We start from the raw sequence: 14674 nt of genomic DNA on the forward strand, positions 1-14674 counted from the left end.
GGTGATGATTCGGAGTTTTCGACACAAGGGCCTAAAGCGCCTCTACCAACAAGACGACGCCCGTGGCATCAGCTCCGACATTCTGATGAAGGTCAGGACAGTCCTGGCTTATCTCGATGAAGCACACGCTCCAGAAGACATGGGGCTACCCGGTTTTAGGCTTCATCCTCTCAAAGGGAAGCTACAAGGGTTCTGGTCTGTGAGTGTCAGTGGAAACTGGAGAATCATCTTTCGGTTCGAGGGTGGGGATGCCTCGGATGTGGAACTACTCGACTATCACTAGATGGAAGAAAGGGGTAGCACTCTTATGCCGATGAAGAATCCACCTCATCCCGGTCTTTCCGTCCGTATCAACTGTCTGGAGCCTCTTGGTCTTTCCGTCAGCCAAGGTGCCAAAGTGCTCGGTGTCAGCCGAACAACTCTGTCGCGCCTCATTAACGGTAAGGCCGGCATTTCGCCGGAAATGGCGATTCGGCTCTCGAAGGCCTTCGGGAGCTCTCCGGGTATGTGGATCCGGCTGCAGGCGGCCTATGACATCGCCCAGGCCCAGGCCAAAGCTGATGAGATCCATGTGGAACGCTATTCGTTGGAGCCGGCAGCGGCTACTTGATCTCTGACAGGGCCTCCGGGTGCCGCGGAAAAGGCCTTCAGGTTCGAGAAGGCCAGATCATTCTTGTTCTTGGTCGAGATATCCCTGGACCGTAGCCTTGAGGCGGTCCCGATGGCTGTAGATCTCCCGAATCGACCCGATGGGGATCCGTTCCTCGTCTTTGTCGGCGGTGAACACTCCCAAGTACTTCTGGGAGGTGTTGAAGTGCAGTCGGCAGATGGGCTTACGGTTGTTGTCGTCGAGGAGGATTCCGCAGTACGACTTGACGTCTCTCATGACGACTCGGTCCGGTTCGACGACTTCAGAGCAGATCGCCGTGACGATATGGAAGGCGGCGGATTCTTCTGCGGTGGTCTCGACACCGTCTTCCTCAGCTGGTATTTCAGTCTCTGCTTCTTGAGCGGTGGCTTCCTGCGGCCTGCTTTCGGCGGTGGTTGAAGCCTTCTCCTGGTCGAGAGCGTATTGCAGTCGGTCGCTAATACGGTCCGATAGGTACTGGCTGATGGCTCTTCGTGTGTACTCCCTGAACTGTTCCAGGACCTTCTGAGTTAGCCGGCCGCTGTAGACCTCTCCGGCGAAAAAGCGGGCGAATTCCTCGGACGGATCAGCGACGTTTTGGCTGAAGACCTTGCGAATCTCGCGAGTGTATTTGAGATCGCCAGCAGCGGTTACGATCTCATCGACATCGAGGGAGCCTTTTTGAAGCCGTTGAAGCTCCTTGATCACCGGCTCTCGGAGATTCAGCATGTCAACGACGAGGAAGGGTTTCTCGTCCATCTTGTTTTTCTCCTCGAGATCGGAGAAAAAGCGCCAGGTGATTCCATTGGTGAGCACGCCTACCCGCGCGGAAGTACAGTGAAAATAGCGGTAGAGTTGTGACGCGTGTGCTCGGTCGAGATCGGCTCGGCAGTCCTTGCACTCGATGAGAATCACCGGCTGCCCATCCTGCAGGATGGCATAATCCACCTTCTCACCTTTCTTGATTCCCATGTCGGCGGTGAGCTCAGGGGTGACCTCGGTGGGATCGAAGACGTTGTAGCCAAGGGCTGCAATGAAGGGGAGGACGAACGCCGTCTTGGTGGCCTCTTCAGTCTGAATTCCATCCTTCTGGGCCTGGATTCGGCCGGAGAGTGTTTTGAGGCTTTCGTAGAGAGACATGGGACCTCCGAGGTTGATTTCAGAGAATCAGCGCTTTGAGTTTAGGTTTTATCTATGCTTGCTACTGCACGTATCTTAAGTCAGCTCACGGTCTTCAGGGAAATAGCTAGAGTCGAGAGGTTAAAGCGTAGTTTCTGCGGACTTGGGTTCATTTGGTGCATCGGGGACAAGCTCTTCTGTCATGAGGGCCTGGCGAAGAGCTAAAGGAGGCACAGTGGAAGTCATCAGAGAATCTGAGGCCAAAGTGCGCTTCAGCGAGCTGCTTGCCCGAGCAGCCTGCGGGGAATCATTCGTGATCACCAGGCATGGTCGCCCCATGGCGCGGCTGGCGCCCGAGGCGACGTCAAGCCGTGAGAAGGCTTTGGCTGCTGCCGAGCGTTTGAAGGCTCTTCGGGGCTCCATCAAAGGAGTTACCCTCGAAGAGCTCTGCAAGGACATCCGCGGTGGAGAGCTCCGGCCGTTGGCGGAGCTGCGGGCGGAGCGGGAGAGCTCTACTCAGGAGTAGGTAAAGGAGCCACCCGCACCATATGCACATGCAAAATCCCCACGTCGTCGTAGGGCTCGCCTTGGGGGATGAAGCCGAATCGGCGGTAGAAGGGTTCCAGGTGGGCTTGGGCGCTGAGGAAGATCTCGGTGGGGCCGATGCGGTCGAGGGCTTCGGCCATCAGGTAGGAGCCGAGGCCCTGGCCGCGGGTGCGTTGGGAGGTGACGATGCGGCCGAAGACGACCTGGGGGTCTCGGGGGTACCAGCGGCAGCAGCCTTCCAGCGTCTCGCCGTCATAGGCTAGCAGGTGGACGCTCTCCGGATCGTGACCGTCGATGTCGTCGTAGGCGCAGTTCTGCTCGACGATGAAGACCTGGCAGCGCAGCTCCAGCAGATCGTGGAGCTGGCGGACGGTGAGGCGGTCGAAGGGCTGGCAGATGAGGTCGAGCATGGCGTGCCCCCGGTCGACGAAGCCCTGAGGAGCTCGGGGATACGCCGGACCGGGAGAGGGGCTGGGAGGCTGTTGAGGCTCAGAGCAGGCGGCGGTGGATGCGTTTGCGGCCGCGGATGGTGCTCTTGCGTTCTTTGTAGGGCTCGATGTCCGGCAGCGTGCAGCGCGGAAGCTCCTCGCCGAGGGCGCGCTCGATCTCGCGGATCCGCGGCTTGTCGAGGAACGAGGCGATGGACGAAACCACGCCCTGATTGCTGCCACGGGCGGTGCGGCCGGCGCGGTGGATGTAGTCCTCGGCGTTCTCCGGCATGCCGTAGTTGATGATGTGGGCCAGTACCGGGATGTCGATGCCGCGGGCGGCGATGTCCGTGGCGATGAGGATGCGGTGGTCGCCTTCCCGCAGGCCTTGGAGGGCGGCCACGCGCTGACCCTGGGAGAGGTTGGAGTGGATGCGCTCCACCTGGAAGCCCTCCTGCTCCAGCCGCCGCACGGCCCATTCGGCGTCGATCTTGCGGCGGATGAACATCAGCGTGCTGCCCGGCTCTTCGCGCAGCAGCGAGAGCAGCGCCGGCAGCTGGTCGTCGGGCTTGACCAAGTACAGGCGGTGCTCGATGCCTTCCGCGGCGCCCTTGGGCAGGATGTCGATGCGCACCGGATCGTCCATGAAGCGCTGGGTCAAGCGCTCGATGGGGGCCGGCATGGTGGCGGAGAACATCATGGTGTGGCGCTTCTTGGGCACCGCCTCCAGGATGCGGCTAATCTGCGGCAAAAAGCCCAGGTCCAGCATGTGATCGCCTTCGTCCAGCACCACCATTTCGATCTTGTCCAGGCGCACGTTGCCGCGGCCCATGTGATCGAAGAGGCGCCCGGGAGTGGCGACGATGATGTCGGGCTTCTGGCGCAGCCGCTGGATCTGCGGACCCATCTTGACGCCGCCGATGATGCAGCAGCTGCGCAGCTGGTGATTTTCGCCGAAAACCTCCAGGAAGGCCTTGGTCTGCAGCGCGATCTCTCGGGTGGGGCAGAGGATCAGGCCGCGCACGCCGCGGCCGTGGAAGAGCCTCTCGGCCATGGGCAGGCAGAACGCGGCGGTCTTGCCCGAGCCGGTTTCCGCAAGGCCGATGACGTCGCGGCCGTCGAGGGCCGGCGGGATCGCCTTCGCCTGGATCGGCGTCGGGTGCTCGAAGCCGATTTCGTCCAGGGTGTCGAGGATCGGGTCGCTGAGGCCGAGATCCTCGAAGCTTAGGTCTGTGGTGTCTACGGGGGTTTGAGCAATTGGTCCTGTGAACATCCGCATGAGTATACCGGAGCGGAACGGAGCGCGGCGCTGGATGGACAACTTCGGTACACTCGGCGGCGCTGCTACCGCGGCGAGGAGGTCTCTCAATGACGCACAATCCAGTGAAGCGAAGCTCGACGGAGAGTAGAAAAGCACGGCGCGGAGTGCCCCGGGCGCCGAGGTCGCCCATGGGCCTGTTGATGGGGATGGGTCTGGCGATGCTCGCCGCCGTCGGCTGCGGCGACGGCCGGACTACCGTCACCGTCTACTCCCCCCACGGTCGCGACCTGCTCGAATTGCTCGAACAGGCCTATGAGGAGCAGAACCCGACCATCGACGTTCGCTGGCTGGACATGGGCTCTCAGGAGGTCTACGACCGGGTGCGCTTCGAGCGCAACAACCCGCAGGCGGACGTCTGGTTCGGTGGTCCCGACACCATCTTCTCCCGCGGTGCCGAGGAGGGTCTGCTGGCAGCCTTCCGGCCCACCTGGGCGGACTCCGTGCCGGCAGCCAGCCAGGCCCCAGGGGATCTCTACTTCGGCGTCTACCTCGCCTGCCCGGTGCTGATCTACAATTCTGCGGCTCTCAGCGACGAAGAAGCGCCGCAGGATTGGGATGATCTCTTGGATCCGCGTTGGAAGGATCAGATCATCATCCGCGATCCCCTGGCCAGCGGCACCATGCGCACCGCCTTCGGCATGATCCTGGCGCGCTCCATCGAGGAGACCGGGGATACGGAGCAGGGCTGGCAATGGCTGCGGCGGCTCGACGCCCAAACCAAGGAGTACGCCCTCAATCCGGCCCTGCTCTTCGAGAAGCTCATCCGCCAGGAGGGGCTGGTCTCCATCTGGGAGCTCACCGACATCCTGCTCCTGGAACGCCGCGGTTCCCCTCTGCGTCACCATTTCGCCAGCAGCGGCACGCCGGTGATCGACGATTCCATCGGTCTGGTCGAGGGAGCGCCGAACCCGGAGGCGGCGAAGGCCTTCATCGAATGGGTGGGCGGAGAGCAGGCCTTGGCGCTGGTGGCGGAGAAGGTCTTCCGCCTACCGGCGCGTTCCGACCTGCCGCCGGAGAGCCTGCCCCAGTGGGCGCAGGAGGTGTTGGCGGAGATGCGTCCGGCGGATGTGGATGGCGACCTCATCGCCGAGCGGGGGGCGGAATGGATGGAGACCTGGGACCGCACCGTGCGGGGCCAGGGCTCCGACCAGCCATGAGCCGCGTTTCCATGAGCCGCGTTTCCATGAGCTGGGCCCCCATGGCTCGTGCTGCGGCGACCGGTGTCCCGGTGAACCTCCGAGCCCTTTCGTCCGTACTTTCCTCAGCGCCCGTTCCACGGCTTCGCCGCTACGGCGCCCCCGGCGACATCGCTGCCCACTCAGACATCGTTCCCAACTCGAGGTCCGAACCTTGACCGCATCTTCCTTCCTCGCCCTCGAGGGCATCACCAAGCGCTTCGGCGAGTTGGAGGTGCTGCGGGAGATCTCCCTGCAGGTGGCAGAGGGGGAGATGCTCGCGTTGCTGGGGCCCAGCGGCAGCGGCAAGACCACCGCCCTGCGGCTGCTGGCGGGCTTTGAGACGCCCAATGCCGGCGTCATCCGGGTGGCCGGCGACGACGTCACCGCCCTCTCGCCGGCCCGGCGGGGATTCGGCATGGTCTTTCAGCACTATGCTCTTTTCCCGCATCTGGATATCGCCGCCAACGTTGCCTTTGGTCTCGAGACCCTCGGCTGGGATCGCCGTCGCATCGCCGCGCGGGTGGCGGAGATGCTCGAGCTGGTGGGGCTGGCGGGCTTCGAGACCCGCAGTCCCGGTCAGGTCTCCGGCGGTCAGCAGCAGCGGGTGGCGCTGGCCCGGGCGCTGGCGCCGGAGCCGCGACTGCTGCTGCTGGACGAGCCTCTCTCCAACCTCGATCCCTCCCTGCGGGAGCGCACTCGACGGCAGCTGCGCCGGGTGGTGGATCAGGTGGGCATCACCACGGTGTTGGTGACCCACGAGCAGGAAGAGGCCTTTCATCTCGGCGACCGGGTGGCGGTGCTTCACGACGGCGTGCTGCAACAATGCGGTGCCCCGGAGGAGCTCTACGCCAAGCCGGCGACCCGCTTCGTCGCCACCTTCATCGGCCGCTCGGCGGCGTTGCCGGCGGTCGCTTTGGAAACGGGTGGCGTCCGGCTGGAGCCGCCGGGGGCTGCAACCGGGCACAGCCCCGTGGAGTGGGATCTGCCGACGCCGGGCCTGACCGCCGGAGCCGCGGTAGAGGTGTTGGTGCGGCCCGAGTCCCTCGCTTTCGCCGAGCCGGGAGCCCCCGGTGCCCTCGCTGGGAGAATCATGGGGCGGCGTTTCAACGGTCCGGTGACCTACTACGAGGTGCGCCTGGGCGATCCGCAGGGCGAAGCCGGTGAAGCGGGGCAGGAGCTGGAAGTCTTGGCGGATGCCGGGGCGGCTCAGGAGGGGGACACCGTGGCCGTCGTGCTGCTGCCCGGGGCCCTCACGCCCCAGGTCTTCCTCCGTTCCGAGGATGCCGCTCAGTGAGCTCTTCCTCATCATCGCCGGCGTTTTTCCATCGTCATCGCGCCTCACTGCTTTGGGGTGGTCTGGCTCTCCTGCTGCTGTGGCTCGTGGGCTATCCCCTGCTGATCACCCTGGCGGAAGCCCTGGGAGCTGGGTCCGCCACCGAGGGCTCCTGGACTCTGGCGTACTTTCAAACCTTCGCTGAGCGCGGCGACGAATGGATCGCCTTGTGGCGCAGTCTGTGGATCTCCGCGGCGTCGGTAGCGCTGGCGGCGCTGGTGGGGATTCCCCTGGGCTTCCTCTTTGAGCGCACCGAGTTCCCCGGCCGTCAGGTGGTGGGGGCGCTGGTAGCGTTGCCGGTGGCGCTGCCGCCGCTGGTAGGGGTCATCGCCTTCCTCTTCCTCTACGGCGAGAGCGGCTTCGTGCCGCGGGTTTTGCAGCTGGTGCTGGGCCTCGAGCAAGCTCCCTGGCGCTTGGGTGGGCCGTGGGCCATCCTGCTGGTCCACACCTACTCCATGTACGTCTACTTCTACCTCTTCACCCGCGCCTCCCTGGCGCGCCTCGACGGCAGCTTGTTGGAGGCCGCCGCCAATCTCGGCGCCGGCCGGGGCCGGACCTTGCTCAAGGTCACCCTGCCTATGCTGCGGCCGGCGCTGGCGGGGGCGGCGTTGCTCACCTTCATGACTTCCCTGGCCTCGTTCTCGGCGCCCTACATCTTCGGCGGCTCGTTCCGGGTGATGACCACCCAGATCGTCGCCTCCAAGCTCAACGGCGACCTGCAGATGGCGCGGGTGGAGACGGTGATGCTGGCGGCGCTGGCACTGCTGGCGCTGTGGGCGATGCGGCTGCTGGATCCCGGAGAGGACCTGGTGGGCACGGTGCGCGGCGTGGCGCCGGAACGCCGGAAGCTCGCTTCGCCCTGGGCGCGGCGGCTGACGGCGGCGGCGGCCTACCTGCTGGCCTTGGTGCTGCTGCTGCCCCACCTGACCCTCCTGCTCATCTCGCTGGTGCCGGCGGACACCTGGACCGTGGAGCTGCTACCGCCGGTGCTCAATCTGGGGAATTATCAGGCGCTGCTGGAGCGCCCGGATCGCCTCAAGCCGCTGCTCAACTCCACCTGGATGGCCGCCGTCGCCACCTTCGGCGCTCTCGCTCTGGGCTTCGCTGCCGCCCGCGGTGCGGTGGCCCGTCGCGGCCGTTTGGGCCGGCTGCTGGAATCCTTGGTGGTGCTGCCCTGGGCCATCCCCGGCACCGTCTTCGCCATCGCTCTGGCCACCACCTTCAGCGTCGACGCTCCGCACTTCGGCCGCTTCCTGCTCATCGGCACGCCCTGGCTCTTGCCCATGGCCTACCTGCTGCGCAACTTGCCCATCACCGGCCGCGCCTCCTTCTCGGGGCTGCGTCAGCTCGACCCGGCGCTGGAGGAGGCCGCCGCCTCCCTCGGCGCGGGGAGGGTGCGCACGTTGTGGAAGGTGGTGTTGCCCATGGTGCGCCCGGCGCTGGCGGCGGCGGCGGGCCTGGCCTTCATCACCGCCCTGGGGGATTTCGTCACCTCCATCGTGCTCTACACTCTCGACACCCGCCCCATCTCCATCGAGATCCTATCGAGCCTGCGGCTCCAGGAGACCGGTTTGGCGGCGGCCTACGGGGTTCTTTTGATGGTGGTCAGCGCCGGTGCCTTCGTGCTCTGGGGCCGGGAAGGGGGCCAGGTATGAGGTGCCTACTATGAACGGTGGCGCCCCCAAGCAGCTGTGGGTCTTGATGGCGACGGTGTTCATCGACATGGTGGGCGCCCTCATCGTGCTGCCCCTGCTGCCCTTCTATGCCGACAACTACGACGCCGGCGGCTGGGTCATCGGCCTGCTGACGTCCATCTTCGCCGGCGCCCAGCTGCTCAGCGCGCCCTTCTGGGGCCGTCTGTCGGACCACTACGGCCGCCGCCCGGTGATCCTCGGCGGTCTGGTGGCTTCGGCCTTCGCCTACGTCTGCTTCGGCCTCGCCAGCTCCCTCTCCATGCTCTTCGTCACCCGCCTGCTTCAGGGGCTGGGAGCCGGCACCATCGGCGTCATCCAGGCCTACGTCAGCGACGCGGTGCCGGCCAAGGAGCGGGCCAAGGCCCTGGGCTGGCTCACCGCCGCCGCCAGCGCCGGCGTGACCATCGGGCCGCTCCTGGGCTCGGTGCTGGCGGAGCTCCTGGGGCAGCGCGGCCCCGGTCTCTTCGCCGCCGGCCTCTGCGTGCTCAACGTAGTTTTCGCCTGGCGCCTGCTCAAGGAGCCCACCCGCGACGAGGACGACGGTACCGACCGCCGCTCCGTGCTGCATTCCATCTGGGAGGTGGTGCGCCACCCCTCGGCGCCGGTGAGCTCGCTGATCTGGGTCTATGTCCTGGCGATGATGGCGTTCATGGGTTTCACCGCCATGATGGCCCTCTATCTGAAGGACCGCTTCGGCATCACCGAACGCGACATCGGATGGTTCTATGCCTACGTCGGCGTGGTCTCGGTGCTCATGCGCGGCGTCGCCCTCGGCCCCATCCTCGACCGCCTCGGCGAATCCCGCGCCATGCGCACCGGCGCCGCCGCCATGTCCTTGGGTTTTCTTTTCATCCCCATGGTCGACCGCCTCTCCCTCTTCATCCTCGCCAGCACCCTGATCCCGGTGGGCACCGCCATGCTCTTCCCCACCTCCACCTCCATGCTCACGCAGCGCTCCCGCCGCGGCGAGGTGGGCCAAACCCTCGGGGTCCAACAAGCCTTCCGCGGCATCTCCGGCATCCTCGGCCCCGCCTGGGCCGGCGCCTCCTTCCAATGGATCCACCTCGGCGCCCCCCTCTACATCTCCAGCGCCATCATGGCCCTGGTCCTCTTTGTGACCCTGATCATCACCAACCCCGAAGAAGACCCCCAGGCCGCCGCCGAGGCGACGGCAGCGGAGGGGGTCTCGGTGGATCCGGGGTCGGAGGGGTATTAGGTCGGGGCTGCGCTTCGTCGTTTATTGGACGATGGGGCAGGCTGCGCGGTGCCTGGGTGTTATCACTCCGCCAAAGAGCTGAGGCCACAAGGGAGCGAAGGTCAAGGGCTCGTACGATGTGATCGATGGCGAAAATGTGCACCCGGGCCGCCTTGGCAACGCCGAAGGAAAATTGCTGATGGAGGGGAAGAAGCCGGTTCCTAGGCCGAGGAGAGGAAAATAGTGCTGGAAGTGCTTCGCCAAGGCGGACACCTCAAAGCAACTTGGGTCGCTGGTGTTGACACCGAAGTTAGCAATCTCCAGCACGATGCACCGCTCGCTACCGTTGCACTGGGATGGTGTGATTTCGAACGTGTCGGTTTGAGACCCTTTGGTGACGCTCATCGAGAGGGCGCTCTGCTCTATATTGGTCCGCTTCCACAGAAGAGATTCGACGAGGAAGGCCTCTCTCATGCCCACCGGAGCGGGCGGCACGATCTTCGGATAGTGAAGCCTATAGGTAGGTGTCAGCACCAATGCATCCAGCTTGATGGTATGGATGTCGCACTGAGTCACGGATCCTCCCTCGACGAGCAGTTGAGCTGCCGGAGCATTGGAGGGCATGGGCGACCGGTTGAGGTCCGAGGACAGTGGCCAAAGATCTGGAGCCTGGCTGAAATCGACGAGCTTTTGGCCTGAGGGCAATGGTGGAAGCCCGAGATCGATCATTACTCCCTGCATGGACTCCTGTGTGCAATCGGGTTGGCACTGGCCTTCCTGCACTTTGAGAACGACTCGGTGGGCTTCACAGAAGTCCGCACTCAAGGCATCGGGGAGTAGGACGGTGCGGCTGCCATCGGTGTTTGGGAAGAGTGCGACGAGGCCATGGAAGACGATGTAGAGAGTGAAGCTCATCGGAACACCTCCGAGTCATTGGCGAGTGCCCCGGCCGCGCCGGGGTCGTGCCGAGTCAAGCTGTTGAAACTGGCGGGAACTGCGACGACTCTAGCAAATGGAGGGGCTTGGGTTTGCGAACCCCTCACCCCCTCGATCCCCCTCTCCCAGCCCGCCCGCCCGTCCATCCGGTAGAGGGGGAAGCTCGCGGCTCGACGGTGAATTCTCGGGGGCTGGGTGGTGGCGCCCCTCTCCCGGGTGGGGGAGAGGGAGGATTCGGGAGAGGGGACGGGGGTGAGGGCTCTGGAAAATCCAAGCTCGGCAGGCCGAGCCCGAAGAACGCAGGACCCAATAAGCAATAAAAAAGACCGCGCATAAAGCGCGGCCTTGAACTAGCGATTGGTTGCGGGGACGGGATTTGAACCCGTGACCTTTGGGTTATGAGCCCAACGAGCTACCGGACTGCTCCACCCCGCGCCAGAAGGGAGATGATGCCATGGGCAGAAACGAGTGTCAAGGGGTGTGGCTTGCTTTCGGGGAGACTCTTGGAGAGGCGCTTTGGGGGCGGTCGGGGTGGGGGCTCAGTCGTCTTTGCGGAGGTCCTGGAAGCCTGCGATGGTGCGATGGACGGCGGTCCAGGTGCTGAGGACGGCGAGGATGACGATGGCGGTGGCGAAGAGGGCGTGGTGGCCTTGCCAGGAGGTGGGGAGCCAGGGGTCGACGACGGGGTCGAGAAGGGCGCCGAGGCAGAAGAGGACGATGCGCTCCGGGCGCTGCATCAGGCCGACGGTGAGGGTGCCGCCGAGGGATTCGGCCTTGGCGCGGGTGTAAGAGATGACGCCGCCGGAGCCGAGGGCCAGAAGGCTTGCTACGAGCATGGGAACCGAGTCCCGGAAGAGCACCGCAGCGCCGCTCAAGAAGGCGATGTCGCTGTAGCGGTCGAGGGTGGAGTCGAGAAAGCCGCCGGCTTTGGAGGCGCGGCCGGTGAGGCGGGCCATGCGGCCGTCGAGATAGTCCAGGGACGAGCCCAGCAGGCCGTAGAGGCCGCCCAAGACCAGGTCTCCCCGGGCGATGAGGGCCGCCGCGCCGCAGGAGACGAGGAGGCAGACCAGGGTCAGGGTGTTGGGGTGGATATTCGCCTTGCGCAGGATGCCGAAGATCGGCGCCATGGAAAAGGCGAAGGCCTGGCGCAGGCTTTGGCCCAGGAAGACGGACTCGCCCCGGCGCAGCATCTCCTCGTCCTTGGGCGCCCGGCGCCGGAAGAGCCGCAGCAGATAGTACTGGGCGAAGCGAGCGAAGAAGAGCAGGGCCGGCGGTGCGATGAGCACCAGGGCCAGAATCTCCAGCGCGCCCAGAGCTCTCAAGGTCTTCCCTCCCGCTCTCTTTCCAAAGCCCGGGCCGGCCTAGCCGAGGGCGTGGAAGAGGTAATTGACGTAGGACCGGAACGCCTTCTTGGCGACGATCCAGTAGAGGCGGCTATCGAGCTTGCCGCCGCGGCCTTCGAGGGGCTTCCATTTGTCTTCCTGCCGCATCACCAGCGGCAGCTGGAGGCTTTGAGCCACCGCCGGGGGTGGCTCGCCGAAGACTTTGTCGCACGGGCGATTGTACAAGTAGTCGTGCGAAAGCTGTGTGCCGCCGTGGGATTGGAAGGATAGGGACGGGAAGAAATGCCACACGAAGATGGGGATCTCGTCCCAGCCGTCGTCCCAGGACCACATGGGCTTGGGGCGGGACCAGCCGTTGATGTCGTAGTCGCGGCCGGCGATGAAGCGGCCGATGACCCGCGGGGTGCCGTCGGCGTACTGCCCCAGGGGGATCACCTCTTCGAACATGCCCGGTCCCTTGCCCTCGGAGCCGAAGGGGCCGAGGGCCCAGGGGTACCAGGAATCGAAATTGTCGATCTCGTAGGTGCCGTCCAGCTGCACCTTGCGGTCGGCGCGAATGGGCACCGCCTCGCGGTCGCCGCGGTAGCGCAGGATCTTGACGTTCTTGCCCAGGTGCTCCAGGTCCACCAGCTGGGCCAGCCGCACTCCGTGACCCTGAGGCTGAGCGTAGACGATCACGTGGGTGCCGTCCTCCACGTGGATTTTGCCGTGCACTGGCTCGGTGCCGGTGGAGACACCGGTGTTGTTGAACAGCAGAAAGCGGTTGTGGAACCAGGTCTCCACCTCCGCCACCTCCATGGTGGCCTTGTCCACCCGGATGTGGAAGCCCTCGTTGTCGTTGTCGTGATACGTCCAGCGGCTGATGGCTTCGCGGATGGGGTGGTCGTAGTCCTTGACGTGGTAAAGGGAGTAGGTGAGGTAGTAGGAGTCCTCGGTCTCCGCCGTCATCTCGCCGTAGACGCCGGCCACGTGGGGGCGGAAGCGGGGCTCGTTCTCCACGTTGTCCCGGGGGTCGTCGTTGCCGTCGAAGTCCATCAGCAGCGGGATGTCCCACTCCGGATGGTTCGACATTTTCTGGTAGATCACCGGCGAATAGAGCTCCACCAGATAGCGGTAGTAGTCGTCGTTGATCCCCTTGGGCACCGGCTCGGGAGTGTAGGAGGGAGGGCCTGGCACTTCGAAGGCGGTGACCTGCGACTGGGCGTCGAAATCCGACTGCAGCCGGTAATCCGCCTGCTCCGCCAGCACCGCCTCGTTGAGGGAGATGAGCAGCTCGCCGGTGAGCAGAAGGGTCACCGGCAGGCCGATCACCAGGTAGGTGCCCCATTGCACCGCGTAGGTGCCCAGCCAGGCCAGCCGGCGTTTCTGAATGTAGCGCTGGCGGATCTTGCGCGGCAGCCAGGCGACGAGGGACCAGATACCCCAGGGGTAGAGGAGCAGGCGCAGCAGCCGCTTCCAGGACTTGCGGCTCGGCCATGGGCGGAAACCACCGCCAGTGGGTCCTTCCGGGGCAGTGGGCTCGGCGGTGCTGGTGGGCTCGGCGGTCTCGTCGGGAGCTTCCGTGGAGTCCGCCGGCCGGCTGCGGTCGGTTTCTGGCTCGTTCATGATCAGCCCGGTAACGACGCGTCCAGTGGCTGGTGGCTGGTTGCTGGCAGCTGGCCGTTGGCGACTGGGCGACGCACGCGATGGCGCAGGGGGGACGCCTCGAAGAGCGCAGAGCCTACCACGGGCTACTCCGAGGTGGGCTCCGCGGTCCTGGGGGTGGGCGGGTGCAGCGGGGTCTCGGGGTGCAGGCGGCTCATGCGCTGATCCCGCAGCCGGGTGGCGACCTGGCGCAGATCGGCCACCCGGTCCGACTCGTCGACGATCTCCACCCCCAGCAGGGTCTCGGTGATGTCCTCGAGGGTCACCAGCCCGCTGACCCCGCCGTGCTCGTCCACCACCAGGGCGATGGGTTCCCGGCGTTCGAGGAAGCGGCGCAGAGCCTGAGCGGCGGAGGCGGTTTCCGGCACCACCTCGATCTCGCGCACGAAAGCGGAGAGGGGCGTGTCCAGGCTGCGGCCTTCCGCCAGGGCCTTGAGTACCTGCCGTTGGAGCACGTAGCCGAGGACGTCGTCCTGATCTTCGCCGTAGACCGGGATGCGGCTGAAGGGCTCCGTCACCTTCGAGCGCAGCAGATCGCCGATGGTGTTGTCGGCGGGCACCATGGTGGTGACCGTACGCGGAGTCATGACGTCCTCTACCAGGATCTCGGTGAAGCGCAGCATATTGCCGAAGATGGTCGATTCCTCGCCGGAGAAGGCGCCGGCGCGAGTGGCCAGGGCGAGGACCGCTTCCACGTCGGCCCGGGAGGTGGCGTGGCTCTTGCCCCGCACCAGCAGCCGGGTGAGCATGCGGGAGAGGAAGAGGGCCGGGGTCATGGACAACGCCAGCAGGTGCAGGGACCAGCCGACGAAGGGGATGAGGGGAACCACGTACACCGCACCCAGGGTCTTGGGGATGATCTCCGAGGCGACCAGGATGAGCAGGATGAGGATGCCGGAGAAAACGCCGACCCAGGCATCTCCCAGCACCTTGGCGGCCTGGGCGCCGGCGAGGGTGGCGCCGAGGGTGTGGGCCACGGTGTTGAGGGTGAGGATCGCCGTGATGGCGTCGTCCAGCCGATGCTGCTTGAGGCGCAGGAAGTGGGCCGCGCCGCGGCTACCGGAGTCCCGGGCCTGGGTCAGGCGAGCATGGCTGGCGGAAAGCAGCGCCGCCTCCAACAACGAGCAGTAGAAGGAGACACCGAGGGCGATGCTGACGTAAAAGAGAAGTAACCCCAAGAAAAAACCCTTTCGTGCGTTTCAGGATACGCAGATCACGGCCCGCGGTCTACCTCGGGCTGCAAGACCCGGCTGTGGCGTCACTGGTGGCGTCGCCACTGGGCGCATCACCAATGGGAACCTCGCCGGAG

The 14674-nt window shown here is 65.2% G+C and carries 14 protein-coding genes and 1 tRNA gene; 7 read left to right on the forward strand and 8 right to left on the reverse strand.

The genetic code is table 11. The features are described from left to right. Positions 1–4: 4 nt before the first annotated feature. Entirely contained in the window at positions 5–283 is a 279-nt protein-coding gene (locus SX243_05780; GenBank protein MDY7092471.1) for a type II toxin-antitoxin system RelE/ParE family toxin, read from the forward strand. Positions 284–307: 24 nt separating this feature from the next. Then, the gene (locus SX243_05785; protein ID MDY7092472.1) at positions 308–610 is read left to right on the forward strand and encodes a HigA family addiction module antitoxin; all 303 of its coding nucleotides are present in this window, start codon (positions 308–310) and stop codon (positions 608–610) included. Between the two features lie 57 nt (positions 611–667). On the opposite strand, the gene SX243_05790 is transcribed toward SX243_05785, so the two are convergent. Continuing rightward, positions 668–1768: a type I restriction endonuclease gene (locus SX243_05790; protein ID MDY7092473.1), complete on the reverse strand. Its 1101-nt coding sequence runs from the start codon at positions 1766–1768 to the stop codon at positions 668–670. Between the two features lie 181 nt (positions 1769–1949). Between SX243_05790 and SX243_05795 the strand changes: the two genes are divergently transcribed. Beyond that, positions 1950–2273: a type II toxin-antitoxin system prevent-host-death family antitoxin gene (locus tag SX243_05795; GenBank protein MDY7092474.1), complete on the forward strand. Its 324-nt coding sequence runs from the start codon at positions 1950–1952 to the stop codon at positions 2271–2273. Here SX243_05795 and SX243_05800 read toward each other — a convergent pair. Further along, on the reverse strand, positions 2260–2703 hold the full coding sequence (locus tag SX243_05800) for a GNAT family N-acetyltransferase (protein MDY7092475.1): 444 nt from the start codon (positions 2701–2703) through the stop codon (positions 2260–2262). The two genes, SX243_05795 and SX243_05800, sit on opposite strands and share 14 nt — an antisense overlap. Positions 2704–2782: 79 nt before the next feature. Next, positions 2783–3994: a DEAD/DEAH box helicase gene (locus tag SX243_05805; protein MDY7092476.1), complete on the reverse strand. Its 1212-nt coding sequence runs from the start codon at positions 3992–3994 to the stop codon at positions 2783–2785. A 95-nt stretch (positions 3995–4089) separates the two neighbouring features. Between SX243_05805 and SX243_05810 the strand changes: the two genes are divergently transcribed. The 4 genes from SX243_05810 (at position 4090) to SX243_05825 (ending at position 9463) form a co-directional block, all read left to right on the forward strand. Then, the gene (locus SX243_05810; protein ID MDY7092477.1) at positions 4090–5199 is read left to right on the forward strand and encodes an extracellular solute-binding protein; all 1110 of its coding nucleotides are present in this window, start codon (positions 4090–4092) and stop codon (positions 5197–5199) included. 193 nt (positions 5200–5392) lie between these two features. Further along, positions 5393–6514 (forward strand): ABC transporter ATP-binding protein, encoded by a 1122-nt coding sequence (locus SX243_05815; protein ID MDY7092478.1) that lies wholly within the window; start codon positions 5393–5395, stop codon positions 6512–6514. Beyond that, positions 6511–8208, forward strand: a complete 1698-nt coding sequence (locus SX243_05820) for an iron ABC transporter permease (GenBank protein ID MDY7092479.1) — start codon at positions 6511–6513, stop codon at positions 8206–8208. The genes SX243_05815 and SX243_05820 overlap by 4 nt, the downstream gene beginning before the upstream one ends. Positions 8209–8218: 10 nt before the next feature. After that, positions 8219–9463 (forward strand): MFS transporter, encoded by a 1245-nt coding sequence (locus SX243_05825; GenBank protein ID MDY7092480.1) that lies wholly within the window; start codon positions 8219–8221, stop codon positions 9461–9463. Between the two features lie 21 nt (positions 9464–9484). Here SX243_05825 and SX243_05830 read toward each other — a convergent pair whose 3' ends face one another. The 5 genes from SX243_05830 to SX243_05850 form a co-directional block, all read right to left on the reverse strand. After that, positions 9485–10357, reverse strand: coding sequence for a hypothetical protein (locus SX243_05830; protein MDY7092481.1), 873 nt, complete (start codon positions 10355–10357; stop codon positions 9485–9487). Between the two features lie 379 nt (positions 10358–10736). Continuing rightward, a tRNA-Met gene (locus tag SX243_05835) sits at positions 10737–10813 on the reverse strand. A 104-nt stretch (positions 10814–10917) separates the two neighbouring features. Further along, on the reverse strand, positions 10918–11700 hold the full coding sequence (locus tag SX243_05840) for a CDP-alcohol phosphatidyltransferase family protein (protein MDY7092482.1): 783 nt from the start codon (positions 11698–11700) through the stop codon (positions 10918–10920). Between the two features lie 39 nt (positions 11701–11739). Then, entirely contained in the window at positions 11740–13326 is a 1587-nt protein-coding gene (locus tag SX243_05845; protein ID MDY7092483.1) for a hypothetical protein, read from the reverse strand. 125 nt (positions 13327–13451) lie between these two features. Further along, a complete protein-coding gene (locus tag SX243_05850; GenBank protein MDY7092484.1) occupies positions 13452–14543 on the reverse strand; it encodes a hemolysin family protein in 1092 nt (363 codons plus the stop codon). Between the last annotated feature and the right edge of the window lie 131 nt (positions 14544–14674).

Source organism: Acidobacteriota bacterium (assembly GCA_034211275.1).
Taxonomy (GTDB): domain Bacteria; phylum Acidobacteriota; class Thermoanaerobaculia; order Multivoradales; family JAHZIX01; genus JAGQSE01.

Coding starts and splice junctions, on each gene's coding strand:
- SX243_05780 (MDY7092471.1), top strand. CDS start 5: ATGATTCGGAGTTTTCGACACAAGGGCCTAAAGCGCCTCTACCAACAA.
- SX243_05785 (MDY7092472.1), top strand. CDS start 308: ATGCCGATGAAGAATCCACCTCATCCCGGTCTTTCCGTCCGTATCAAC.
- SX243_05790 (MDY7092473.1), bottom strand. CDS start 1,768: ATGTCTCTCTACGAAAGCCTCAAAACACTCTCCGGCCGAATCCAGGCC.
- SX243_05795 (MDY7092474.1), top strand. CDS start 1,950: ATGAGGGCCTGGCGAAGAGCTAAAGGAGGCACAGTGGAAGTCATCAGA.
- SX243_05800 (MDY7092475.1), bottom strand. CDS start 2,703: ATGCTCGACCTCATCTGCCAGCCCTTCGACCGCCTCACCGTCCGCCAG.
- SX243_05805 (MDY7092476.1), bottom strand. CDS start 3,994: ATGTTCACAGGACCAATTGCTCAAACCCCCGTAGACACCACAGACCTA.
- SX243_05810 (MDY7092477.1), top strand. CDS start 4,090: ATGACGCACAATCCAGTGAAGCGAAGCTCGACGGAGAGTAGAAAAGCA.
- SX243_05825 (MDY7092480.1), top strand. CDS start 8,219: ATGAACGGTGGCGCCCCCAAGCAGCTGTGGGTCTTGATGGCGACGGTG.
- SX243_05830 (MDY7092481.1), bottom strand. CDS start 10,357: ATGAGCTTCACTCTCTACATCGTCTTCCATGGCCTCGTCGCACTCTTC.
- SX243_05845 (MDY7092483.1), bottom strand. CDS start 13,326: ATGAACGAGCCAGAAACCGACCGCAGCCGGCCGGCGGACTCCACGGAA.